Origin of the sequence: Alcanivorax sp. (assembly GCF_051117345.1) — a bacterium.
Lineage (GTDB): Bacteria > Pseudomonadota > Gammaproteobacteria > Pseudomonadales > Alcanivoracaceae > Alcanivorax.
The window spans coordinates 11,494-35,679 of the sequence record NZ_JBNPEC010000004.1; the positions used below are offsets into that span (position 1 = coordinate 11,494).

26 protein-coding genes are annotated in these 24,186 nt (G+C 59.2%); 11 read left to right on the forward strand and 15 right to left on the reverse strand.

Annotated elements, in window-relative coordinates; translation table 11 throughout:
• The first annotated feature begins 45 nt into the window (after positions 1-45).
• The gene (gene plsB, locus ACFE0K_RS00245; protein ID WP_434534147.1) at positions 46-2,541 is read left to right on the forward strand and encodes a glycerol-3-phosphate 1-O-acyltransferase PlsB; all 2,496 of its coding nucleotides are present in this window, start codon (positions 46-48) and stop codon (positions 2,539-2,541) included.
• Between the two features lie 246 nt (positions 2,542-2,787).
• Here the strand turns inward: plsB and ACFE0K_RS00250 are convergent, their stop codons facing one another.
• From ACFE0K_RS00250 to ACFE0K_RS00270, 5 genes are all read right to left on the reverse strand, one after another.
• On the reverse strand, positions 2,788-3,510 hold the full coding sequence (locus tag ACFE0K_RS00250; RefSeq protein ID WP_434534148.1) for a class I SAM-dependent methyltransferase: 723 nt from the start codon (positions 3,508-3,510) through the stop codon (positions 2,788-2,790).
• A 4-nt stretch (positions 3,511-3,514) separates the two neighbouring features.
• Positions 3,515-4,312: an undecaprenyl-diphosphate phosphatase gene (locus ACFE0K_RS00255; protein WP_434534149.1), complete on the reverse strand. Its 798-nt coding sequence runs from the start codon at positions 4,310-4,312 to the stop codon at positions 3,515-3,517.
• Between the two features lie 110 nt (positions 4,313-4,422).
• On the reverse strand, positions 4,423-4,857 hold the full coding sequence (locus tag ACFE0K_RS00260; protein WP_434534150.1) for an acyl-CoA thioesterase: 435 nt from the start codon (positions 4,855-4,857) through the stop codon (positions 4,423-4,425).
• Positions 4,854-5,528: a tRNA (adenosine(37)-N6)-threonylcarbamoyltransferase complex dimerization subunit type 1 TsaB gene (tsaB, locus tag ACFE0K_RS00265; RefSeq protein ID WP_434534151.1), complete on the reverse strand. Its 675-nt coding sequence runs from the start codon at positions 5,526-5,528 to the stop codon at positions 4,854-4,856. The genes ACFE0K_RS00260 and tsaB overlap by 4 nt, the downstream gene beginning before the upstream one ends.
• Positions 5,525-7,480, reverse strand: a complete 1,956-nt coding sequence (locus ACFE0K_RS00270; protein ID WP_434534152.1) for an ATP-dependent DNA helicase — start codon at positions 7,478-7,480, stop codon at positions 5,525-5,527. Before ACFE0K_RS00270 ends, tsaB begins: the two co-directional genes overlap by 4 nt.
• 146 nt (positions 7,481-7,626) lie before the next feature.
• Here ACFE0K_RS00270 and ACFE0K_RS00275 point away from each other — a divergent pair, with 146 nt between their 5' ends.
• A complete protein-coding gene (locus ACFE0K_RS00275) occupies positions 7,627-8,166 on the forward strand; it encodes a molybdenum cofactor guanylyltransferase (RefSeq protein ID WP_434534153.1) in 540 nt (179 codons plus the stop codon).
• 157 nt (positions 8,167-8,323) lie between these two features.
• Here ACFE0K_RS00275 and ACFE0K_RS00280 read toward each other — a convergent pair whose 3' ends face one another.
• The 5 genes from ACFE0K_RS00280 to ACFE0K_RS00300 form a co-directional block, all read right to left on the reverse strand.
• Complete coding sequence (locus ACFE0K_RS00280) at positions 8,324-8,710, reverse strand: SCP2 sterol-binding domain-containing protein (protein ID WP_434534154.1); 387 nt, start codon at positions 8,708-8,710, stop codon at positions 8,324-8,326.
• Positions 8,711-8,905: 195 nt separating this feature from the next.
• A complete protein-coding gene (locus ACFE0K_RS00285; protein ID WP_434534168.1) occupies positions 8,906-9,979 on the reverse strand; it encodes an ammonium transporter in 1,074 nt (357 codons plus the stop codon).
• Between the two features lie 72 nt (positions 9,980-10,051).
• Positions 10,052-10,192 carry a hypothetical protein gene (locus ACFE0K_RS00290; RefSeq protein WP_434534155.1) on the reverse strand — a complete coding sequence of 47 codons (141 nt, stop codon included), beginning with the start codon at positions 10,190-10,192 and terminating at the stop codon, positions 10,052-10,054.
• A gap of 10 nt (positions 10,193-10,202) precedes the next feature.
• A complete protein-coding gene (locus ACFE0K_RS00295; protein WP_035244689.1) occupies positions 10,203-10,541 on the reverse strand; it encodes a P-II family nitrogen regulator in 339 nt (112 codons plus the stop codon).
• Positions 10,542-10,894: 353 nt separating this feature from the next.
• Positions 10,895-11,764, reverse strand: coding sequence for a tetratricopeptide repeat protein (locus tag ACFE0K_RS00300; RefSeq protein ID WP_434534156.1), 870 nt, complete (start codon positions 11,762-11,764; stop codon positions 10,895-10,897).
• 219 nt (positions 11,765-11,983) lie between these two features.
• Between ACFE0K_RS00300 and ACFE0K_RS00305 the strand changes: the two genes are divergently transcribed.
• The 4 genes from ACFE0K_RS00305 (at position 11,984) to minE (ending at position 16,733) form a co-directional block, all read left to right on the forward strand.
• The gene (locus ACFE0K_RS00305; RefSeq protein ID WP_434534157.1) at positions 11,984-14,440 is read left to right on the forward strand and encodes an acyl-CoA dehydrogenase; all 2,457 of its coding nucleotides are present in this window, start codon (positions 11,984-11,986) and stop codon (positions 14,438-14,440) included.
• A gap of 445 nt (positions 14,441-14,885) precedes the next feature.
• The gene (gene minC, locus ACFE0K_RS00310) at positions 14,886-15,611 is read left to right on the forward strand and encodes a septum site-determining protein MinC (RefSeq protein ID WP_434534158.1); all 726 of its coding nucleotides are present in this window, start codon (positions 14,886-14,888) and stop codon (positions 15,609-15,611) included.
• Positions 15,612-15,644: 33 nt separating this feature from the next.
• Complete coding sequence (minD, locus tag ACFE0K_RS00315; protein WP_035244695.1) at positions 15,645-16,460, forward strand: septum site-determining protein MinD; 816 nt, start codon at positions 15,645-15,647, stop codon at positions 16,458-16,460.
• Positions 16,461-16,463: 3 nt separating this feature from the next.
• Positions 16,464-16,733 (forward strand): cell division topological specificity factor MinE, encoded by a 270-nt coding sequence (minE, locus tag ACFE0K_RS00320; RefSeq protein ID WP_335625872.1) that lies wholly within the window; start codon positions 16,464-16,466, stop codon positions 16,731-16,733.
• Positions 16,734-16,818: 85 nt separating this feature from the next.
• Here minE and ACFE0K_RS00325 read toward each other — a convergent pair whose 3' ends face one another.
• Positions 16,819-17,127, reverse strand: a complete 309-nt coding sequence (locus ACFE0K_RS00325; RefSeq protein ID WP_434534159.1) for an antibiotic biosynthesis monooxygenase family protein — start codon at positions 17,125-17,127, stop codon at positions 16,819-16,821.
• On the reverse strand, positions 17,124-17,876 hold the full coding sequence (locus tag ACFE0K_RS00330; protein ID WP_434534160.1) for a zinc-dependent peptidase: 753 nt from the start codon (positions 17,874-17,876) through the stop codon (positions 17,124-17,126). The genes ACFE0K_RS00325 and ACFE0K_RS00330 overlap by 4 nt, the downstream gene beginning before the upstream one ends.
• Before the next feature lie 349 nt (positions 17,877-18,225).
• Here ACFE0K_RS00330 and ACFE0K_RS00335 point away from each other — a divergent pair, with 349 nt between their 5' ends.
• The 4 genes from ACFE0K_RS00335 (at position 18,226) to ACFE0K_RS00350 (ending at position 21,183) form a co-directional block, all read left to right on the forward strand.
• Positions 18,226-19,185 (forward strand): DMT family transporter, encoded by a 960-nt coding sequence (locus ACFE0K_RS00335; RefSeq protein ID WP_434534161.1) that lies wholly within the window; start codon positions 18,226-18,228, stop codon positions 19,183-19,185.
• Positions 19,186-19,215: 30 nt separating this feature from the next.
• Positions 19,216-19,527: a hypothetical protein gene (locus tag ACFE0K_RS00340; protein WP_434534162.1), complete on the forward strand. Its 312-nt coding sequence runs from the start codon at positions 19,216-19,218 to the stop codon at positions 19,525-19,527.
• Entirely contained in the window at positions 19,521-19,757 is a 237-nt protein-coding gene (locus tag ACFE0K_RS00345) for a hypothetical protein (protein WP_434534163.1), read from the forward strand. Before ACFE0K_RS00340 ends, ACFE0K_RS00345 begins: the two co-directional genes overlap by 7 nt.
• A gap of 262 nt (positions 19,758-20,019) precedes the next feature.
• Entirely contained in the window at positions 20,020-21,183 is a 1,164-nt protein-coding gene (locus tag ACFE0K_RS00350; protein ID WP_434534164.1) for a tetratricopeptide repeat protein, read from the forward strand.
• Between the two features lie 22 nt (positions 21,184-21,205).
• Here ACFE0K_RS00350 and ACFE0K_RS00355 read toward each other — a convergent pair whose 3' ends face one another.
• Positions 21,206-21,472 (reverse strand): acyl-CoA-binding protein, encoded by a 267-nt coding sequence (locus ACFE0K_RS00355; RefSeq protein ID WP_035244705.1) that lies wholly within the window; start codon positions 21,470-21,472, stop codon positions 21,206-21,208.
• Positions 21,473-21,605: 133 nt separating this feature from the next.
• Between ACFE0K_RS00355 and ACFE0K_RS00360 the strand changes: the two genes are divergently transcribed.
• Positions 21,606-22,832, forward strand: a complete 1,227-nt coding sequence (locus tag ACFE0K_RS00360; protein WP_434534165.1) for a GAF domain-containing protein — start codon at positions 21,606-21,608, stop codon at positions 22,830-22,832.
• Here the strand turns inward: ACFE0K_RS00360 and ACFE0K_RS00365 are convergent.
• Both ACFE0K_RS00365 and ACFE0K_RS00370 read right to left on the reverse strand, forming a co-directional pair.
• Positions 22,823-23,464 carry a 1-acyl-sn-glycerol-3-phosphate acyltransferase gene (locus ACFE0K_RS00365; protein WP_434534166.1) on the reverse strand — a complete coding sequence of 214 codons (642 nt, stop codon included), beginning with the start codon at positions 23,462-23,464 and terminating at the stop codon, positions 22,823-22,825. The two genes, ACFE0K_RS00360 and ACFE0K_RS00365, sit on opposite strands and share 10 nt — an antisense overlap.
• The coding region (locus tag ACFE0K_RS00370) for a thioesterase family protein (protein ID WP_434534167.1) at positions 23,461-24,186 on the reverse strand (726 nt) is incomplete at its 5' end. The genes ACFE0K_RS00365 and ACFE0K_RS00370, both read right to left, overlap by 4 nt.

Here is a 24,186-nt window from a genome sequence, read left to right on the forward strand (position 1 = left end):
GGGCTTTCGCTACACTTGCTGCACACTAGTTAACTGAATCCGACTATGACACCTTGGCTTGGCCTGGATCGCCTGGGCTTCTTCCTGATCCGCATTTTCCTGCGTTTGTGCACACGTGCTAACGCGCTGCCTTCCAACCCTGACGAACTGCAACTTGCCCCCAATACCCCGGTGGTCTATGTGTTTCGTGACCGCTCCGCCGCCGATGCGGCCGCGGCAGATCAATCCGCACGACAGCTGGGCCTGGCATCCGCACTGCATGGGTTGACGCTGGGCAAAAGCCACCTGAGCCATAGTTACTTTCAACTCTACCGCCGCAAATTCAGCAATGGCCGGCAGCGGACCCCCGTGTCACCGCCACGGCTGGAAAAACTGGTTAGCGCCCTACGCGCCAACCCCGAGGCTGATGTGCAGTTGGTGCCGGTGTCAGTGTTCTGGGGCCGTCGTCCGGAAAAGGAAAGCTCCCTGTGGCGCATCCTGTTTTCCGACAACTGGTCCCCTGCGGGTTTTATCAAGAAATTCTTTATTATCGTTACCCAGGGCAGGCAGCTGTATGTCCATTTCAGCAAGCCCATGTCTCTGCGCACCCTGGTGGACCAGTGCCCCACGGACGAACAGACCGTGCGCAAGGCCTCCCGTATTCTGCGTGTGCATTTTCGCCGCCAGCAGGAAGCCGCCATCGGCCCGGATCTGTCGCACCGCCGCACTCTCACCAATACCGTGGTGGACTCCATCCCGGTACAAGAAGCCATCCGCGCCGAAGCCCAACGCCAGGAAACCAGTATCGAGAAGGTCGAAGCCAAGGCTCGCCATTACGCCATGGAAATCGCCGCGGATTACTCCCATACCGTTATTCGATCCCTGGAATTGTTCCTGAATTGGGTCTGGAACCGGCTTTACGCCGGGGTCAGGTTGTACAATATGGAAAACCTGACCAAGGTGGCCGGCGATCACGAAGTGATCTATGTGCCCTGCCACCGCAGCCATATTGACTACCTGCTGCTGTCATTTGTGGTATTTCGCAATGGCCTGGTGCCACCGCACATTGCCGCTGGCATCAACCTGAACATGCCCATCGTCGGCACTATTCTTCGCCGTGGCGGCGCTTTCTTCATGCGCCGCAGCTTTCGTGATAACCCGCTGTACGCCACCGTCTTCAGCGAATACCTGCACACCATCACCGTACGTGGTTATTCCATCGAGTACTTCGTGGAAGGTGGACGCAGCCGTAGCGGCCGTATGTTGAAACCCCGCACGGGTATGCTGGCCATGACCCTGCGCAGCTTCCTGCGTGACGCACGCAAGCCGATTGCCTTTGTGCCGGTCTATGTAGGCTATGAGAAAGTCATCGAGTCGGGCTCCTATATCGGCGAACTGCACGGCAAGAAAAAGCAGAAGGAATCTGTGGGCGGACTGATGAAATCCCTGTCGGTGCTGCGCAGCCACTTCGGCCAGGTGCATGTAAATTTCGGTGAGCCCATCAAGTTGGTGGACTTCCTGGACCAGCATCACACCGCCTGGCGCAGCGAGGATCTGGCTGCCGGTGAAAGCCCAGCCTGGTTCAAGCATGTGGTGGATGAACTCGGACAGGAAGTGGTGGAGTCCATCAATGCCGCTGCCGTGGCAAACCCGATCAACCTGCTCAGCCTGGCCTTGCTGGCGTCGCCCAAACACACCATGGATGTAGCCCAGTTACGCCAGCAGCTGAACCTGTACATAGCCCTGCTCAAACAGGCTCCCTACAGCGACAGCGCCTCCATCGCCACGGATGATGCCTCCGCGATCATCCAGTACGGACTGGACAACGAGTTCCTGGAACGCATCGAGCACAAGCTCGGTGATGTGGTCACCACGGATGAAAAAACCGCTCTGCAGATGGCCTACGTGCGCAACAACAGCCTGCACCTGTTCATTCTGCCCGGTCTGATCTGCTCACTGGTGATGAACGCCCGTTCCATCAGCATGGATACCCTGCAGAGCATGGTGCATTTGCTCTACCCCTTCCTGCGCAATGAATACTATCTCCACTGGCAGGACGGCGACGATCTGTCACGCGCGGTCAGCAAGACAGTGGATGTGCTGGAGAAGGAGCGATTGATCAGCCGCGAAGACAACTGTCTGCACGGTGCCCCTATCCACACCCATGAATCCGACATGCTGGACCATCTTGGCCAGACCGTAATGCCATCTCTGGAGCGCTACTATCTGACCATTCGCCTGCTGGTTCAGTACGGCTCAGGCATGCTGACCGCCGACCAGCTGGGGGAACTGGCTCACCAGACCGCACAACGACTGTCGCTGCTCTACGAGTTCAACTCTCCGGAATTCTTCGACAAGGTGGTGCTGAAAAACTTCATCAGCCAATTGTATGGTACCGGCCTGGTCACCACGGACGGCGCCGGCGCCCTGATCTTTGACGAGAAACTGGAATCCCTTGACGATGAAGCCCGTCGTATCCTCAGCCCGGATATCAGTGATGCGATTCAGCGGGTTACGCGGGTGACTGACATTGAGCACCTGGCGGAGCCGGCGAAGGCCTGACTCTTGGGAACCTGTATAAGTGTGGCGCCCGGTGTGTGAGTTTTTACCCGGCGCCCTCCCCCCTCCATCCAGTCTGCTGGCGATAGACCCTCAGCCAACGCTGTTTCTTTTACAGGCTAACGCCGACTTCGATCGAGTAACGGGCATTCTTCTCTGAAAAGTACGCCAGGCGCTGCCACATCAAATATTGAATTGATGTGGCTCGCCTGACTCATCCTAGGGCGCGCTATCGTCCGGCGTCTTCTTTCACTCGTAAACATCAAAGCGAATAGCCTTGCCGGAGATCACATGGTGAGGACTGCGTTTTGCCAGGGACTCCGCCTTGCCGGGCCGTTTCACCACCACCCGATGCGGGTTAAGTCCAAGCGCCCACTCCAGCAAAGCCGCTTCTTCGCGGTGATCCGGATACGCTGCTAATTGCTGAAGCCATTGCAGGTCTTTCTTTACCGCCGCACTTTTGTCCCGTGATGGAAACATGGGATCGAGATAGACCGCATGCAGCGGCGGCAAGCTGTGCGCACCGGCATCGCCACAGGGCAGCAACTGCATGGCAGCAGCGAGCTCTGCAGGCGCCCGCCGCAAGCCGTCAGCCAGCATCGCATGTAGGATCGGCGAGCGTTCTGCCAGCAACACCGGGAAACCGGCCATGGCGATCAGAGCCGCATCCCGGCCCAGGCCGGCGGTAGCATCCAGAACCGTAAAGGTTTCTTCCCGGGGTTTTCCCAGTGCTTTGATCAACCGTTCATGGCGGACCCGCTCCGCTGTCAGTCGGTAGCCCTGTTTGCCATCATTGAAGCTGACGCTCAAGGGAGTTTCCCGCCCTTGCGGTCGCCACAGGCTGAGGCGCTCTTCATGACATCCCAGGACCAGCGACAGACCCAGTTGCACAGCCTCGTCAGCCTCTTCTACCGGGGTACCGGGAAGCCCTTCTGGGCACCCGGGTAACAGGCCAAGCACCGCCCCTACCATGGAATCAGGCCAGCCACGCCAGCAGCGCCACGCCAAGTATCAGGCGGTACACCACAAACGGCAGCATGCCGATGCGCTCAAGCAGACGTATGAAGAACACAATAGTCAGGTACGCCGTAATCGCACTGACCACCGCACCCAGGGCCATCAAGCCCCAGTCCACCGCGACCTGTTGCTCAACAAGATCCTTTGTCTTGAGCAATCCCGCGCCGAGAATGACAGGAATGGAAAGCAGGAAGGAAAAGCGGGCGGCATCTTCACGCTGGTAACCCAGCGCCAATGCCGCAGTGATGGTAATACCGCTACGGGAGGTACCAGGAATCAGTGCCAGAGCCTGAGCCAGGCCGATAAAAATCGCGCCAATGATCCCCAGTCTCACCAGGCTGAACTGACGCTTGCCGAAGGCATCGGCAGCCCATAGCAGCGCGCCAAACACCAGGGTAGTGACGGCAATCACCAGCGCAGAACGCAACTCCCGTTCAATCCAGTCATCACCCAGAAAGCCGAACACCACCGCAGGAATGGTAGCCAACACAACCAGCAGCCCCAGTTTCAGATCGTCGTTCATGGTGCGCTGGGTCACGGCTTTGCCGGCCCCGCCAACCATGGCAAAAAGATCCCGACGGTAGTAGGCCATCACCGCCATCAGGGTGCCCAGATGCACGGCCACATCAAAGGCCAACCCCTGATCGGGCCAACCCAGTACCTGAGATGGCAGAATCAGATGGGCAGAACTGGAAATGGGAAGAAACTCGGTAAGTCCCTGTATCAGGGCAAGCACCAGGGCCTGGAACCAATCCATGGAATATCCTTGTTAATGAAACGTCAGTGACGAGTCACGAGTTGCGAGGAGCGAAACTCAAAACCGGTTTGGGTTTTCGAAACTCGCTTCTCGTAGCTCGTAACGTTTTTCTATTCGTTGGCAGTGATCTGGTAGCCATGCAGGAATTCCGGGGGCATGCGGCGGGGTTTGCCGGAATCCAGTGCCACACACACCCAGCGGGTACGACCCCGCAGCAATGTTCGCCCGTCTGATTCGCGAACGATCTGGTAACGGCGCGTGATACTGATTCGCTGGTCGTTTTCCACAATCCAGGTACCGATTTTCAGGTGCTCGCCTTCAAAGGCCGGCGCCAGATAATCCACTTCGGTGTGCCGGGCCACCATGCCCCGGTTGAGCTTCTGGTACAGATCCCACCCCAACCCAAGGGTGGCGGTATGATCCCAGGCAATTTTCTCCATGAAACGCAGGTATTCGGTGTTGTTGACATGCCCCATCACATCGATGGCTTCGGCTGGCACAGTCACCGCCAGTTCATGGACATTGGGAAGGTCCCAGTTGATCATCGTACTGCTCCCTGAATTACCTGATCGCGAAGATAGACCGGCTGCGCCAGTTCTGCACTCACTCCCTGCCCGCGCTGGAAACCGGATAATGCCAGCTGCGCCACCGCTTTCGCATGGGGATGCACGTCGACCTCACAGTGACTTGCGCCATAGGCCTTGCAAAGGGCCTCTCGATAGACCAGCCCGGAGCCGATAATCATCCAGTCTTTTTGCGGCAGAGAGGGCAAGGTATCCGGGTGGAAAAGCCCGTCGTCGAACACCGTTCTGGCAACGCCATCCTCACAGGTATAGGCGCCCAGATAGACCTCCCCCATACGCGCATCGAACACCGCGATCACATCCCGGTGTGGGGTCGTGTCCTGGGCGCTGAGTGCACAGGCCGCCAGAGTGGACACCCCGATCACCGGCAAGTCCGCCGCAAAGGCCAGTCCCTGGGTGACCGCAGCCGCGACCCGCACACCGGTAAAGGCACCGGGACCATGGCCAAAGGCAATGCCATCCAGCTGGCCAAGCGACAGTTGCGATTCCGCCAACAGCGCTTCCACCATCGGCAATACCCGTTCGGTCTGACGCCGTGGCGCCTGCTCGAAATGTTCAAGCACCTCGTCGCCATCCAGGATGGCCACCGAACAGGTTTCACCGGCGGTTTCCAGAGCCAGAATTCGTGTCATGATTCCATCTGTTCCGTTGTCTGCCCTTCTTGTTGCCGGGCAAGATAATCAAAAAAGCGTTGTACCACGTCCAGCTTCCGGGTGCGGGTCATGTTTGGCAGACTGTTCACAAACAGTTTTCCGTAACTGCGCGTCAGCAAACGGGGGTCCGCCACCACCAGCAGGCCGGTATCCTTGGGATCACGAATCAGACGCCCGGCTCCCTGGCGCAATGCCAGCACCGCCTGGGGTAACTGATAATCGCGGAAGGCATTACCGCCATTGCGATTGATGTGTTCGATGCGTGCCGCCGCCACCGGATCACCCGGCGAGCCGAACGGCAGTTTATCAATAATCACGCAACTGAGGGCCTCACCGCGCACATCAATGCCTTCCCAGAAACTGCTGGTACCCAACAGCACCGCATTGCCTTTTTCCCGGAAACTGTCCAGTAATTCCCGCCGACCGGACTCCCCCTGCACCAGCAACGGGTAGTCCAGACGGGGACGCAACAACTGCGCGGCCTCCCGTAATGCCCTGTGACTAGTGAAAAGGAAAAAAGTGCGACCTTTGGCGGCATTAATAACCGGCACCATGGCGTCGCAAAGCGCCGCGGTATAGCCGGGATCGTTCGGCGCCGGCAAACCATCGGGGGCATAAAACACCGCCTGGCGCTTGAAGTCGAACGGGCTTTCCAGCCGCAGGGTGGTAGCCGCGTCCATGCCAAGGCGCTTCTGGATATGCTCAAAGCGCCCGCCCACAGACAGGGTCGCCGAGGTGAGGACCCAGCTGCAGGGTTGGCGCTCGCGCTGGGCACGCAGCTGGGCGGCCACGGACAAGGGCGTGCTGTGCAACACCACAGTCCGTTTGAAGGTTTCAAACCAGTACACCCGGTTGGGCTGCTCCCCTTTCAGGTAGGCCGCCAGGCAGTCCACTTGTTCGCTGGCACGGCGGGCGCAGGCTTCCATGCCCCGGCTGGCCTTGGCGAGGGGACCAAGGAACATTTCCAGCTCACGCAGGGCGTCCAGCAGGGTCTCGCCCGCTTCGATGACCGCCGCTTTCTCCGCCACTTCGGACCAGGGCTCCCGGCGCTCACCGTCCCCCAGGCTCAGGCGCAAATCCAGACAGCCCTTTTCCACCGCTGCGATCAACTGGTTCAGGCGCGCCAGATCGGCAGCGGTCTGCCCGGCTTCAGACAAACTGTCACGGCCCAGTTCCTGGACCTGCCGGGTGCTCAGGGTATCGCCGAAAAACGCGGCAGCGATTTCCGGCAGCTGATGCGCCTCGTCGAAGATCACCGTATTGGCACTGGGCAGCAGTTCCGAGGCCGAGCCGTTACCACGCAAGGCGGCATCGGCAAAGAACAGATGATGATTGACCACCACCAAGTCCGCTTCCTGGGCTTCCTTGCGGGCCTTCATCAGCGGACATTCCTGGTAGTTGGGGCAGTCGGTACCCAGACAGTTGTCGGCGGTACTGGTGACCCAGGGCCATACCGGCGCGTCTTCGGGAATCTGTTGCAGCTCGGCAATATCACCGGTTTTGGTGCGACCCGCCCAATGGGCCACGATCTGTAATTGTTCAGCGGTTTCACGGGTCAGAAAACGGGCTTCTTCCTGATGCAGGGTCATCCGGTAGGGGCAGAGATAATTGGCGCGCCCCTTCAACAGCGCCACCTTGCGCGGCAGGCCGAGCGCTTTCTTGACCAGCGGCACATCCTTGAAGAAAAGCTGATCCTGCAGGCTCTTGGTGCCGGTGGACACCAGTGTCGGCCCCTCCGACAACAGGGCCGGCACCAAGTACGCCAGGGTCTTGCCGGTGCCAGTTTCCGCCTCAACCATCAGGGTGCCACCGGTGCCGATCACCGCATCCACTGCGTCCGCCATGGCCAGTTGCGGTTCACGGGGCTGATAGCCCGGCAAAAGCGGCGCAAAGCGCGTCAGATCGGTAAGATGGGTACGGGCGCTGGTCACACGATGTCCTGAGGATGACAGAAAGGAAGCAAGCGACAGAGCATAGCATTAGACGCCCCAAGCAGCACGCCTCACGCAACCCGGAAAAGCCGCCAACGGACGACGGTTTCTGTGCTCAGGCATCCCACCACCAACGGAGGCACCACATGGACTACACCCTGATCATTCTGGCTGGTGGCAAGGGAAAGCGGGTCGGAGGCGCCGACAAGGGATTACTGGAGTTGGACGGCAAGCCGCTGATTGTCCATCTGCTGGATCACCTGGCGCCCTCCCCCACCCGTATCGTGATCAGTGCCAACCGGAATCAGGCCACTTACCAGCATTGGGCCGACCAGGTGGTTAGCGATGAACGGGGCGGGTTTCAGGGGCCAATGGCCGGTCTGGCAGCGGCACTGGATGCCAGCCAGGGGCTCTGGCTGTTCCTGCCCTGCGGTCTGGTGCAGCCTCCCGCCTCACTGCCCGGCGACCTGCTGAAAAAAGCCGGGCCGGACCACATCTGCGTCGCTCAGGATCCGATCCGCCGCCAGCCTCTCTGCCTGGCGTTGCATGCCGAGAACTGGCGGGACGCCCTGCACGCTTACCTGGATAGCGGTGGTCGCAGCGCCTACGGCTGGCTGGATCAGGTGCCGGTTCACCCGGTGGCCGTGGCCACGCCGTTACAGAATCTGAATCACAAAGAGGTATAAGTCACGAGTGACGAGGGGCGAAAAGACTAACCAACACCACCAGCCGTGACTCTGCTTTTCGTAACTCGCCCCTCGAAACTCATCCCCCCAGACACAACAATGCCCGCACAAGGCGGGCACTGGGGAAAGACTCCAGATAAACGACAGCGTCGTTATATCAGGCAGTCACTTCCTGGATCTGCTTCATCAGGGCAACCTGGTCAGCAGAAGGCTGGGCGGTTTGCAGCGCCATCAGCTTGCTCATGTCGCCTTCGATACGGATCTGGCCACTCATGAAGCCCTGCATACCGGCGGACTGGTCACCTTCGATGAAGATACGCTTGGCCAGATCAGCCGGCAGGATCATGGTAGTAGGCGCGTCAGCGTGATGACCTTCTTCGATCATGCCACCGACCAGCGCCATTTCCTTGTCGCCACCATCGCCGGACACAGTGATGTTGATTACCAGGTCTGCCAGGGCAGCCGGGGTTTCCACATTACCGGCACCGTCACGGATCTCTTTTACTTTCGCAAACCACTCGTCAGACAAAAATTCCAGGCTCATTCTTATATCTCCTTAACCTATCGTTGTGGCTTCGACACCCCGCGTAATCAGGCATCACCATTCAAACAAGCGTTCGAAACTTACCCGTACCTTATAGAAAGGCCCCGGGGGTGGCAATAGCCGTACAAGCGTCTATCGGGGACAAAAAAACCCGGCGCAAGGCCGGGCTTTTTTGGTCGTTTTCATGCAGAGGAATCAGAGGTCGTAACCACGCTCTTCGTGCAGGGCAATATCCAGCCCCTGGGTTTCTTCGTCTTTGTCCACACGTAGTTCCGCGAACAGGCTGATCAGCTTGAGCAACACCCAGGTCACCACAGCGGTGTAGACGAACGTGGCCACCACGCCCAATGCCTGTACCCCGAACTGATCCAGCATGGTGAATTCCGGCTTGGCAAAACCGTAACCGGAGAACAGGCCCAGTTCCATGGAAGCAAAGATACCGGCAAACAGGGTACCGAGAATACCGCCTACCCCGTGCACCGGGAACACGTCCAGGGAATCATCGATCTTCAGCTTGTGCTTGATAAAGATGACCGAGTAGAAACAGATCACACCCGCAGACAGACCGATCACCAGTGCTGCCGCCGGCCCGACGAAACCGGACGCCGGGGTAATGGTACCCAGACCCGCTACCATGCCGGTGGCGATACCCAGTGCCGAGGGCTTGCCGAATTTTTTCCACTCCATGGTGATCCAGGCCAGAGAACCCGCCGCCGCAGAAATGTGGGTAACCAGCATGGCCATGGCGGCGTCGCCGCCAGCGGCCAGTGCAGAGCCGCCGTTGAAGCCGAACCAGCCCACCCACAGCATGCCGGCACCGGTCAAAGTCATGGTCATGTTATGCGGCATCATTCCCTGCTCCGGAAAGCCCTTGCGGCCCCCCAGTACCAGCGCCGCCACCAGCGCCGCCACACCGGCAGTGATATGCACCACAGTACCGCCGGCAAAGTCGTACAGGCCCAGGTCGGCCAACCAGCCGCCGCCCCACACCCAATGGCAGACAGGTACATACACACCCAACAGCCAGAGCACAGAAAACGCCAGCATGGGCCCGAAGCGCATGCGCTCGGCAAAGGCACCGACGATCAGCGCCGGGGTAATAATGGCAAAGGTCATCTGGAACAAGCCGTGCAGGCTTTTCGGCAAGGTGCCTTCCAAAGTGTCTTTACCGATACCGGCAAAGAAAGCGTGATCGAGACCGCCGATCCAGGCATTCATGCTGCCGCCATCAGCGAACGCCAGCGAGTAACCCCAGATCCACCACACCAGCGATAACGCACAGTTAAGGCCAAAACATTACCTCACCACGGCGCTTACGTTTTTGCTGCGCACCCGGCCCCCCTAGAACAGGCTCAGGCCCGGAATGGTCATGAACAGCACCAGCGCGGTGGCCGTCAGAATCCAGGCGGTGTCACCGGTATCCAGGCCATCCGCCAGGGCCAGGGACGGAAGCATCAGCAGTACAGCAAGCAGTTTTTTCATCGTGGCCCCCTTAAATGGCTTCGTTGCCGGTTTCACCGGTACGGATACGGATAACCTGTTCCAGATCGCTGACGAAGATCTTGCCGTCACCAATCTTGCCGGTGCCCGCGGCCTTCATGATGGCTTCGATGGCCTGATCCAGGTCTTCTTCGCGCACCGCTAGCTCCAGTTTTACCTTGGGCACGAAATCGACTACGTACTCGGCACCCCGGTACAGCTCTGTGTGGCCCTTCTGGCGGCCGAAGCCTTTGACTTCAGTAATGGTCATGCCCTGTACCCCGACCTGGGCCAGCGCATCGCGGACTTCGTCCGCTTTGAACGGCTTGATCACCGCTGTCAGCATTTTCATGGTTGTCTCCTGATCCACGTGCACCCAGGCGGATGCACCAACACAATACGTGCCGAAAAGTTTGCACCGCCATAGCGCATACAAGAATCAGGCCAGCATTATTACTTTTTTATTTCAGTAACTTGGCAGTAATACGCCGACAAAACGCACCATAATGGAACCGCTGCACCATGCAAACGCACTCATTTAATGCATTTGGGCGGGCCAGCATGATGCAAAAAGAAGACATCCAGGGAGAGAGGGCATGGGCATGCACCAGCACGGCGCGACATGCCAAGGTTCGAGGATGGGGAGAAAAGCAGTGAAAGCCCGTGCATCCTTGCCAGCAAGGACAAGGAAACACAGGCAATGGATCAATACAGGTAATTGAACATCTTGCGACGATATTCGCTCGCCAACGGATCACCTTTGGGCAGGCACTCGAACACCTCCAGCAGCGCGCTGCGGGCAATGCCGTCGCGGAAATCCCGGTGATCGCTCAGCAGTTGCAGCAGCGCCTCCAAACCCGCCTGGAACTGCCCGGCGGCCGCTGCCTGCAAACCAAAGGCGTACAGATCTTCCGGGTTGGGCTGATCGCTGATGCGTTGACGAAGCTCCGCCAGGGAGGTGCTCTCCCCTTCCAGTTTTTCCAGTAACGCAAACCGGGCCCGAAATGGACGCAACGGCTCCACATCCTCGGTGACTTCCGCCAGCACAGACTGGGCCTCGTCCAGACGCCCGTCACCCAGCAGGTATTCCACCAGCATGGCCCGGATGGCGTGCTTGTCCGGGCTCTGTTGCAGGGTCTGGCGCAGCGCGGCTTCTGCCTGCTCGCCATGGCCGGCTTCAATGGCCATGCGGATCTGCTCGATAAACCCTTCTTCCTGCTGTTGCTCGGCGGCCTCAGGGTCCACCACCGGGGCCAGCCACTGGCGCAACGCCCCTTCCGTCTGAGCACCATCCAGCTCACTGACCAGCTGCCCCTGATAGACCAGTTTCAAGCTGGGCAGACTACGCACGCCGAACTGGCTGGCCAGCATCTGCTGTTCGTCGGCGTTGACCTTGGCCAAGATCACCTTGCCCTGGTACTCATTCACCAGGCGCTCCAGTATCGGCGCCATCTGCTGACAGGGCTGACACCAGCTGGCCCAGAAATCCACAATCACCGGCACCTGCCGGGACTGCTCAAGAATTTGCTGAATATTCTGTTCAGTTGCTTCAATGATGTACTGGTTCGGTTGCAACGCCTTGCTCCTGAAAGCCTTAAAACTGGGTGCAATTGTAAGGGATGACCGCCATTAAATCCGGTTAAATCCTGTGCAACTGATCACTTTTGCGGGTTAGACTCAAAGAGGTCGGGTCGATAAGGCTTCACGCCATGTACATGACCTGTGAGTACGCTGGATTGTATTCAAAACAACCCGAGTCAACATGGGCCCGGGTTCACGGCAAAGGAGATCACCATGCTTAGCCTGTTGGCTATTGTAGTGTTAATTGCCACGCTGATGACCCTGTTCTATCAGCGCATCAGTCGCGGCATCGGCAGCGCGGTTTTTGTAGTTGTCTGGTTGTTAAGCGCCTTCCTGGCACCCTGGCTAGTCCACCCGATTTCACTGATCCTGCTGGCCGCTGGCGTGGCCCTGCTCAACCATGTGGACCTGCGCCAGAAGTTCATCACCAAGCCAGTCTATAACGCCCTTGGCAAGGTTATGCCTGCCATCGGCGACACCGAGCGCGAGGCTATCGAGGCCGGTACCACCTGGTTCGAGACCGACCTGTTTTCCGGTCGCCCGGACTGGGAAAAATTCGCCCATATTCAGTTTTCCACCCTCACGGATGAAGAGCAGTCCTTTGTGGACAATGAGGTCCAGGAACTGTGTGACATGCTGGATGAGTGGAAAATTTTCCACGAGCTGAGAGACCTGCCAGAGGAAGTCTGGGATTTCCTCAAGCACAAGGGTTTTTTCAGCCTGATCATCCCCAAAGAGTACGGCGGCAAGGCATTTTCCCCCTATGCCCAGAGCCGCATCATGAGCAAGATCGCCACGCGTTCACTGACCGCCGCCGTGACTGCCATGGTGCCCAATTCCCTGGGCCCCGGTGAACTACTGGCCGAGTACGGCACCCAGGAACAGAAAGACCGCTGGCTGCCCGGCCTGGCCAAGGGCGACGAGATTCCCTGCTTCGGCCTGACCGGCCCGGAAGCCGGTTCTGATGCCGGCGCCATTCCCGACACCGGTGTTATCTGCAAAGGCAAAATCGACGGCAAGGAAGTGCTGGGCATGCGCCTGAACTTCGCCAAACGCTGGATCACCCTGGCCCCGGTAGCCACGGTGGTTGGCCTGGCCTTCAAGCTCTACGATCCGGAAAAACTCCTCGGCGACAAAGAAGAGTTGGGCATCACCTGTGCCCTGATTCCTGCCGACACCCCCGGGGTGGAAATCGGCCGCCGTCACTACCCGGGTTCCCCGTTCATGAACGGCCCCATCAATGGCAAGGACGTGTTCGTACCGCTTGATGTCATCATCGGCGGGCCGGAAATGGCAGGCCGGGGCTGGCGTATGCTGATTGAATGCCTCGGCGCCGGTCGCGGTGTATCCCTGCCCGCCCTGGCTACCGCCAGCGGCGAGATCGGCTACCGCATGACCGGTGCCTTCGGCCGTATCCGCCGTCAGTTCAATACCTCCGTGGGACAGTTCGAAGGGGTCCAGGAAGCCTCCGCGGAAGTGGCGGCCATTGGCTACACCCTGGAAGCCTACCGTCACCTGGTGACCCGTTCACTGGAGGATGGTGCGCCCTCGGTGGTTACCGCCATGGCCAAGTACCACGCCACGGAAATGATGCGTGAGCTGATTAACCACGGCATGGACATCGCTGGCGGGCGCGGCATTCAGTTGGGTCCGCGTAACTTCCTGGCCCTGCCCTATCAGTCCACGCCGATCGCCATCACCGTGGAAGGGGCGAATATCCTCACCCGCTCGTTGATGATCTTTGGCCAGGGCGCCATGCGCTGCCATCCGTATCTGTATGACGAATTGCAGGCGATCCAGGCGGAGGACAAGAAACAGGGGCTGCAGGATTTCGATGCCCTGTTCTTCTCCCATGCCGGTCACACCCTGGGCAATATCAGTAGCGGTATCATGCAGGCGCTTGCCGGCCCCTACCTGTCCGAAGCACCGGGCAACGCGGATGCCTTCAGTGCGCCTTGGTATCGGCTGGTGAACCGCTATAGTGCGGTGCTCTCCAGCACTGCTGATATGGCACTGGCCCTGCTGGGTGGTGATCTGAAACGTCGTGAACTGCTCTCCGCACGGCTGGGTGATGTGCATAGCCAGTTGCTGATCGCCTGTTCCATTCTCAAATACCACGCCACCCTGCCACGGGACGAAGCCAACGACGCCCACGCCAGCTATGCGCTGCGCCGGTCGTTCAGCAAGGCCCATGACGCCCTGGATGCCTTCTACCGCAACTTCGGCTTCTTCGGCGTGGGTTATGCGCTGAAAGGGTTGTTCTTCCCGTTCGGTCGCCCCTGCAAAGCCCAGGCCCCCAGCGACGACCAGATCCGCACGCTGGGTGACATGATCATGGCACCCAGCTCGGTGCGCGATGCACTGGCAGAGCCGGCCTATATCTCCAAAGATCCGGAAGATGCCATCGGCCGCGTGGAAGCCACCTTCAACAAACTGCTGGAAGTGGAGCCGGCCTACCTGGCGTTCCTGAAAGCCGACGGCAAGGGACAACTGGAAGGCACCAGCGTGCTGGAGAAACTCCAGGACGCGGCCAGCAAAGGCATTATTGACGCCGATCAGGTAGACCCGGTGAACGAGTACGATGCCATGCGCTACGACTGCCTGCTCACCGACGCCTTCGATATGGACCTGAAGGACGTCAACGTGCACGCAGAACGGCCGATGATGTAATCCAACCAGGCGGAGGTGGCTTGACGGCCCCTCCGCTTTTCCCCTCTACGTAACCACTACTGTAGGAGCCAGCCTGCTGGCGATCATGCGGGGTACGAGAAACGAGTTGCGAAAACCGCTTTTTGCCTTTCGTCACTCGCTACTCGTACCTCACACTATTTCGCTTGCACACAACCCCTAAAGTGGCCTCGTAGCCGGGACAGCTCCCCCAACGCCAACTCGTCCACACTTTCACAAAAAGCCACAAAGCCTCGTCAGCGGTGAAAATGCTGCTTTTTCCACCAGTTATTCCGCTGTCATCGCGATATCACGCAGATTTAACATTGATATCACCCTTTTGGCGCTTTTACGGCTCGCCGCTTTCGTCTAGGCTTTGCCAAAATTACGCCCCACCTGGGCCCGGCGTACCTCTTGCGCCTATTGCCCCTCGGACAACAGGTCAGGAATGACAGCAGTCGTCGAAGAAAATACCGTTCTCGAGTTCAAGGGCCGCATGCTAATGATGACGGTCCTGCAACTGAAAAACCTGGATGCCAACCTGCTGCATCAGGAAGTCAGCCAACGGCTGGAAGATGCCGCCCAATGGCTGCAGGAAGCCCCGGTGGTTATTGACGTGAGCCCGGATCTGGATGTGGACCCGGTGGCCCTGATGGCCGCCGTGGACACGCTACGTAGCCTGGGGGTCAACCTGGTGGCCCTGGCCCGTACGACCGGCATTGATAACGATACCGCTGCCATGTTGGGGCTGGGCACCCTGAGCCTGTCCGGTGGCCGCGATGTGCCTCGCCGCAGCGAGCCCGCGCCACAAGTGGAAGAAGAACAAGTCCCCACCGCCACCCAGCGCATCGAGACGCTAGTGGTGGACCAACCGGTACGATCCGGCCAGCAGGTCTACAGCCGTGGCGATTTGATTGTGCTGGCCCCGGTGAGCACCGGCGCCGAGCTGATGGCGGAAGGCAACATCCATGTCTACAGCAAACTGCGTGGCCGCGCCCTGGCCGGCGTCCGTGGGGACGGCAGCGCACGTATTTTTTGCCAGCAACTGAATGCCGAACTGGTATCCATTGCCGGCCATTACCGGGTAGCCGAAGATCTGCCCGAAGCGCACCGCAACCGGGCTGTCTATCTGTCCCTGGAAGGTGACGCCATGCAATTTACCGCGCTGAGCTAGCGCCACAGAAAGACGAAGGTAAGGAGAAAGAGCGTGACGAAGATTGTGGTCGTGACATCCGGCAAGGGTGGCGTCGGCAAAACCACCACCAGTGCAGCGCTGGCCACCGGCCTAGCCCTGCGCGGTTTCAAAACCACCGTGATTGATTTCGATGTGGGCCTGCGCAATCTGGACCTGATCATGGGCTGCGAGCGCCGTGTGGTCTATGACCTGGTCAACGTGATCAGTGGCGATGCCAACATCAAGCAGGCGCTGATCAAGGACAAGAAGGTGGACAACCTGTTCATCCTTCCCGCGTCCCAGACCCGCGACAAGGACGCCCTCACCACCGAAGGGGTGGAAGGCGTACTGAACGCCCTGCGCGATGACATGAAGATGGACTACATCATCTGCGACAGCCCCGCCGGCATCGAGAAAGGCGCCCTGATGGCCGCCTACTTCGCCGACGAGGCAGTGGTAGTGACCAACCCGGAAGTCTCCAGTGTGCGTGACTCCGACCGCATTATCGGCATTCTGGCCAGCAAGACCCGCCATGCCGAGCAAGGCGATGGGGATATTCCCGCCCGCCTGCTGCTCACCCGCTACTCTCCGGAGCGCGTGGAGAACGGCCAGATGCTGTCCGTGGAGGATGTGCAGGAAATTCTCGCCATCGAACTGCTCGGCGTGATTCCCGAATCCCAGGCGGTACTGAACGCCAGTAACGCCGGCAGCCCGGTGATTCTGGATATCGATTCTGATGCCGGTCAGGCGTACAGCGATGCGGTAGCCCGCTTCCTGGGCGACCAGCTGCCCCATCGTTTCGTCAACGTTAACAAGAAAGGTCTGTTCGGCCGTCTTTTTGGAGGCTAAGGGATGAGCATCTTCAGTTACCTGCTTCCCAAGAAGCAGAGTTCCGCATCAGTAGCCAAGGAACGCCTGCAGATCATTGTGGCCCGCGAACGCTCCACGCGTGGCGGTCCGGATTATCTGCCGCAGCTGCAGCAAGAGCTGCTGATGGTGGTACGCAAGTATGTGCCAGTGGGGGAAGACGCCGTGAATGTGCAGGTGGATCGTGATTCCGGCTGCGAAATTCTCGAGCTCAACATCACCCTGCCTGAAGAAGAAGCCCAGCAGCAGTACTGAGCTGGCACCTGGAGCCGCCGCAAGGCGGCTCTTTTCTTTCTTACCATCCCACGGAACATCTACGACGCCCCGTCGTAGGAGCGGACTATTCCGGAAGCACCTGCCATTCCGGTTCGTCAAACTCCCCGATTACCGTGACCTCGCAAACCTTGGCGTGTTTCGCCAGAATCGCCTTTACCTTTTCACTGCGACTGTCGTCCTTGGCATCCCGGTCAGCCTTGCTGTCCCAGTGGGCAATGGCCAGCACCTTGTCCGGTTCGCCGATTTTGCGGTGCAGGTAGGTGCCCCGTGCGCCAGGGGTCTGCTGAATGATTTCACTGGCTTCCACCCAGCCCTGAGCATATTCCTCCACGGTAAAGCCCGCCTTCACCCGCACTTCGAAGATAAACTTCATGGCTGTTCTCCCTGTCGGTAAAACTGCGCCAGCAGCCGGTACAGATCCGGCCAGTCGCGGTGCAGCGAGTCCGGCGTCTCGAAAAAAGCTTCACTGCAAACCGCAAAGAACTCACCCGGCCCGGTCAGTGCATAAGGATCGATAGACAAGGGCCGGTGCTGCTCATAATCATCGAACAGCCTGTCCCAGGCCGCCGTGAAGGTCTCGTGCCACTGGCGCGGATTCATGCCTGTATGCAGTGGCGGCGCGCCATTGGCGCCGTTGCGACGCATGTCCAGTTTATGGCTCATCTCGTGGATCACCACGTTGATTCCCTGCCCGGCTTCAAGCACCGATTCCCATGACAGAATCACCGGCCCCTGATGCCAGGCCTCACCGGCCAGCACTGGACTACTGGCATGCACCACACCATCCTCAGTCTGCCAGGGCCGATTGGGAATGAAATCGCCCTCATAGAGAATTACCGTATACCAGCCTTCATACCAGTCCAGCCCCAGTTCCAGAATGGGCACACAGGCCATGGTGGCAATACGCAGACACATAGCGTCGGTAATGGCGAAGTTGTTCCCCGGTGCCACACTCTTGCGCGCCAGAAAGCGAAAACTCAGCTCCCGCAGTCGGGCCCGCTCATCGCCCTGGTAGCGCTGCAACACCGGCCAGTCGCCCACCGCCGCATCCCATTCTGCTTCGGTGTATCCCATCTTCTTGACCCGGCGCGTGTCGCGCCAGTTTCGCCAGGCTGCAAACATTGTTACCTCAATAACTAAAGCCACGCCCTGTTCAAGGCCATGCACAATTTGGAACGCCCGGGTATATCAGCATCGTTATCGCACTTGGCGCTTTTCAAGTTACGAGTAACGAGTTGAAAGGAGCGAAAAGATCAGAACCCGCATTGTTATATGCCTTTCGCTACTTTCAACTCGCGACTCGCTCCTGCCCTGAAGCGGTTCACCAGCATCACCGTCTGCACCATGAATCGGCCCGCGCTCAGAATAATGCGTGTCTACTTTGACCTGATAGTTGTCGCCTGAACAGTCGTTACCCGGCCCCGACCCTGTGCTACCATCGCCAGCTCTTTTGCCATGCGAATCCTGTTCAGTGCCTGTTAGCCAAGCTCACAAAGCCGACCTGCTGCTTCTGGTGGTCACCCTGCTGGCCGCCATCAGCTGGATGTTCTCGCGAGAGGCGGTGCTGGCCATGCCACCGCTGCTGTTCATGTCGCTGCGCTTCCTGCTGGCGGCAAGCCTGCTGGCCATGGTCGCCCACCGCCAGCTGCGCCGGCTCAGCGGCCAGCAACTAGTCCGCTGTATCCGGGTGGGTGCCGTTTTCGGCATTGCCATGAGCTGCTGGGTGATGGGGCTGGCCATGGCCGAACACGTGGGCGAAGGGGCCTTTCTGACCAGCCTGGGCGTGGTCCTGGTACCCGTGATCGCCCGGCTGATCTTTGCCGAACCAGTGCCCGGCAGTACCTGGCTGGCTTTGCCGGTGGCTGCTGCTGGTCTGGCGCTGTTGTCACTGGAACAAGGACTGCATCTGGAGGCCGGACAACTATTCTTTGTGGCGGCGGCCACCATCTTCGCGCTCTATTTCAACCTCAACACCCGCGCCGCCAACACTATTTCCACCACCGACCGCAGCGGCAACGCCATTGAGCACCCACGCATTCCCGCCCTGGCGCTGACCACAGTAGTGTTGGCGGTGGTCGGTGTGCTGACGGGCAGCCTGTCCGCCATTTTCGAGCCCTGGGGCGAGGCCGCGGCAAACGCCACCTTCGAGCTGGCAATCTGGGTCATCCTCAGTGCCACCGTGGGTACCGCCCTGCGCTTTCTTGTGCAAACCTATGCGCAGAGCCTGTCCCTGCACAGCCACGGCGTTGTCATCATGGTACTGGAACCCATGTGGACCGCCCTGATGGCCGCGGCCTGGTTCAGCGAGCAGATGACACTGATGCAACTGGCCGGTTGCGCGCTGATTTTCCTGTCGCTGCTGGTCAATCGCTGGCGGGCAGTGAGAAGCCTGCTCAAACAGGCGCTGTCACGCCTTTCCACTCACCATTAATTTCATCACTCCCAACGAAAAGGATGTCTTATGGGACCTGATATTCTCTCCCTGATCCCCGCCATCGCCCCCGGCACCCTGGTGGCCATTACCGCTTTTGTGCTCGCAGGTATATTCATGCAGCGTGCCCGCACAGCAGCCATGCTCGTGATGATCGCGGGCCTGCTTACCCTGCTGCAGAATGGCTGGATTATCTTCAACCAGACCGTGTTGCTGGAATGGATGTTTGATGACGTGATCAGCTCGGATACCTACTCACTCATCGCCACCGCCGCCGCCCCTCACAGGTCGAACCCCGTCCCGAAGGTAATCTCCCGGCCCATCGAGGCGGGCTGGTGCTGACCTTCGGTCTGCTGGGTATCCTGCTGTTTGCACCCTTGGGCATCGTCGCCTGGATACTGGGCAGCAAGGATCTCAACGCCATGGGCAGCGGCAACATGGACCCGTCAGGGGAAGGCATGACCACCGCCGGCAAAGTGCTTGGCATTATCGCCACTGTGCTGATGGTGGTGGGTTTGCTGGTGGCCATGGTGGTGATCAGCATTATTGCCGCCAACTTCCGGGCCTTCTGACTCTTGCCACCGGGGTCTTGCCCGCAAGGCCCCGGCAAAACACTCGGGCGGTTTCCAGAAACCATCGCTGTGGTGCCTTTCACCATTCACGGTATGCATATTTGTGTATCGCGCTGTGACCCAGTTCCTTCTCTCCGCTCCCAGTTGGCGCACCATTTGTCTCTGGCGAGCGCCGTTTATCATTTGCACCGCCATCGCAATATCGGTTACCGATATTGCCTGAGTGTTCAGCCCTGATAACCAATAACAAAACGATAGGACAATGAGAGCAATCAACCTGGCTGTTTTCTGCCTTCTCGGCACACTGCTGATCCCCAGTCTGCAGGCGGCTCCTGCTGACTGCCGGGCAGACTCGTCGCGTACCCTGGCTCTCTCCTCCGAGGACCAGCAATTGCTGGAGATACTGGGCGGACATGCCAGCAACAGCCACACCCCCACCCTGATCCGCTACAACGACCAGACTCGCAGCATCAACCAGCCGATCCTCGGCAACTATGCCCGCCTGCGCCTGGCAGCCATGGCTCTGCGCGATGGCGATACCGAATTCGCCCGCCAGCAATTGAATCAGGTAGAACAGAACAGCCCCGCAGCGGTGGATGCGGCACTGCTATTGGCAGAAAGCTATCGCCGGGACGGGGACCGCGAGCGGGCAAGGACCTGGTTTGTTCGTATTGCCGCACGCTTCCCCGGCAATCCCAGAGCCGTCTCCGGGCTGGTACTGGCCGGCGATGACTGGCGCAAACAAGGAGCCGTTGAGCAGGCCCTGCCGGTCTACAACCTGGCCCTGAACAAAGTGGCGGAAAACATGAAGGCGCTGCAAACCCTGGCCGATGACCCGGATCGCCTTTACCGCTCGCTGACCAACAGTGTTGCCGGCAACAGCACCACCGTGATGGACCAATTGGTGCTGGCCATGATCCGCGACCGCGACAGCCAGGTACTGGACGCCACCGGCAAGCTGATCAACGCCAGCAATGTGCGCAAATGCCTTCGCCAGCAGGAAAAAACGTTACATAACGCCATCCAGCACGCCACCGCCCGTGATCTCTCAAATGGCGCCTTTCGCACTGCCGCCAAGATGGAAAAAGCCGCCACCGAACAGGAAATTGCGGACCTGCAGCGGGTTCTGGTTAACGCCCCGGATGCGGAAGACTTCCGGGCCCGTCTGACCGACGCCCGTGATCGCCTGAAACGTATTGAAGACCGCCTGGAAAGACTGGGCAGCACGGCCCTGCCCCCGGCACTGGAAAAACAAAAAAACCAGATGCAGGCGGATAAACAGCGGGTGCAAACAGAGATTGAAGATGCCCGGCAACAGGTGCGCCAGGCCTTGAAAGCCCAGCTACCAGAGCTACAACGGTTTTACCGCAACCTGGCCGGCGAGGCGCAGCTGGGCAAGGCCCAACTGCTGCAGGCAAGGGGATGAATCATCAGCTCAGGATGCGGTTTTAGCCCTTGTGGCTTTTCAGTAGGCTGTCCACCTTGTCGATGTACTTCTGCTTGGCGTCATCTGCAGACATGCCCTTGAGCTTGGCCCAGGCGTCGTACTTGGCCCGGCCCACCATATCCAGCATTCCCGGACGTTTGCCACTCACATCGCCAGCACTACCCTGTTTGAAATGCGCATAAAGAAACAACAGATCATCGTTGCCGGGCTTGCGATCCAGGGTCTTCACATCTTTTTGGGCTTGTTCAAAACGGGCAGTATCGGTCATGATGCTTCCTGTTGGTTGTGATCATTATTGAATATCGCGACAGGGTTTATTCGCGATCAGGCTGCCAAAATACTGCGCTGTCACAGCTCGCGAATCAACACTGCATCACGGAATAATAATCAGGTAAACATCCATGTCCGCAGCATCGGAAGCAGCGATCAGCAAAAACCAGGAAGGCGTTCTGCGCAATGCGCTCGACAGCCTGCTGGTGACTTTTGATAGCGAGCTGGAAACTCGCTATCGCGAACATGCTCATAGCCGTGCCAGGGACCTGATCAGCCACTCTGTCTATCTGCTCGGATTGTTGTACCTGGTGGTGGTACTGCCAGTGGTCCTGCTGGTAGAGACTGCAGAAATAGTCGCCTGGCGCAATTACGGGGTGTATCCCATTGCTGTAGCGCTGGTAGCCCTGTGGTGTAGCACCCGCCTGTCCTGGCTCAAGCCGCATACCATCAGCGTCATGTATCTGGCCCTGGGCCTTGCCCTCACCGGCACCCTGCTTGGCGCCATCCGTTTCGACGGCGTTTTCCCCGGGCAAATTTCCGCCTTTGAAACCATCTATATCCTGATCATCGGTTTCTCGATCCTGCGCCTGCCGCCACGGCAGACGCTCATCAGTTGTCTGTGCGCCCTGGCGGCAGCCCTGCTTGTCGCCCTGTTCCGGCAACTGCCGCTGCCGCTTCTATCAATGCTGCTGTACTTCGCCATTCCGCTGATTATCTGCACGCTCAATGGCTACATTCTGGATGTTAGTGCACGCCGTAATTTCGCCAACAACCTGCTGCTGGAAAGTGAATCCACTCAGCTGGCCCGCTGGCGCGAACAGGCCGAAAAGGACACCTTGCGCCAACAGCAGCTCAACCTGTTTCTCGAGCGCATTGCTGGCAACCTGACACCGGCGCAACTCCTCGAACGGGTACTCAGCTACCTGGTGGAACAAATTGACGTAAAGGCGGGAGCCGCCTACACACTGGAAGATCAGGAACTGGTCCGCCTGGCGGGCTGGGGCCTTAATGCCGGCGCAGAAGAACGCCGTAGACTCCCCCAGGATGAAACGCTGCTCGGTGCAGCACTCAACCAGAAGCTGCTGATACAGCAACACAGTGTCCCGGAAGGCTATCTGGATCTGGAAGTCGGGGAAGGCAAGCGCAAACCCGCCACCCTGCTACTGTGGCCGATACATCAGGGGGAATTTGCGTTGGGTATCGTGGAAGTGGCCGGCTCTCAGCCGTTTTCTGCTGCTGATGAGGCCCTGCTCAACGAGTTGCATCGGCCACTGGCCTTTGCGTTGCAATCGGCCCAGCGCCGCCAGCAGTTTCTCAGCCGCCTGGACGAGCAGGACAACGCCGCTCAGGCCTGATTTTTTTGCCGAAGCTCCCGCAACGGCGCGGACAAACGATCAGGGCGGCGCGGCACGATATCCGCCAGTGTCTTCACAATCCTGGCCATGTCCTGCTCCATGTCACCGCTGGGCATGAAGCTGCCGACAATACGAACCTGGCGCCGCTGGTAACAGAAACCGATCACCACGATGGGGATCTGCATCTGTTCGGCAATCCGGTAGAAGCCGGTTTTCCAGCGCTCTGCCCCATCCCGTGTCCCTTCCGGTGCAATGCCCAGCCAGAACGGTTTTTGTCGCATCACCGAGGTAGTCTGATCCACTACATCGTCGGCACTGTCCCGGTTTACCGGTATCCCGCCCAACCAGACCATCAGCTTGCCCAGGCGCCCCTCGAACAGGGTGTGTTTAGCCATGAACTTCACATGGATTCGCAGGCACTGAATCGCACTGATACCCACCACACCATCCATATTGGAGGTGTGCGGCGCTACCGCCAGAACCGCGCGCTCCACATTGGGCAGTGTGCCGACGATCCGCCATCCCATGGCAGAAAGAATCACCCGGCCCAAGCCGGACAGCAGCCAGTGTCCGCGCCGTGGCACCCTTTCACCCAGGGTTCTCGCCTTGATCGGCGGTAATTCTTTTTTCATGCAAATACCGTAAATGTCTGGCGACTCAGCGCCACCGCTTTGCCTTCCCCATCCCAGATCGTCGCCTGGCTCTGACCGTAACCGTCACTGCTCTGGTCCGTCTTTACCCGATACTGCCACAGGGTATCCGCAGGACGCGACAGCGGATCGTCAAGCAGCTCCATGGTCCAGGTCAGCGAGCTGGCGGGGGCCGGTTTCTTCAACATGGGCAACACCGACGGCGGCCAGGTGTCGACCAGCGCGATCAGTGCCGCCGTGCTCATGGCCTGCGGCGGTGTGCGAAAACCCATATAGCCACTGAAATCCGGCACTTCACTGCCACTGAAAGGGGGCATGCCATCCGCATAGCGCATCTGGAAATGCTGCAGAAAATCCGGTGTCAGACCGGCAATGAAAGGCAGCTCGATACAACGATCCGGCGCCGGCATAGCCGGAGCTGCAGGCGGCGCCACGATCACCCGGGACTCCCGCGCCGCGCCCAGGCTCACCAGCATGGCGGCCACCACCTGTCCCTCCTGGCGGGCCGTTACCATGGCCTGCATCACAGACTTCCCTTCCCGGAAGACCTCACTGTGCAAGCCGATCGGCCCAGGTGCCATGGGCGCCACAAAGGACAGGGAAAAACTGCGCAACGTCTTGCCGGCAGCCACCGTTTTTTCCAGGTGGTCAAACAGCACGGCGCCAACCAGCCCACCGAACAGGGCGCGCCCCTGGCCCCAACC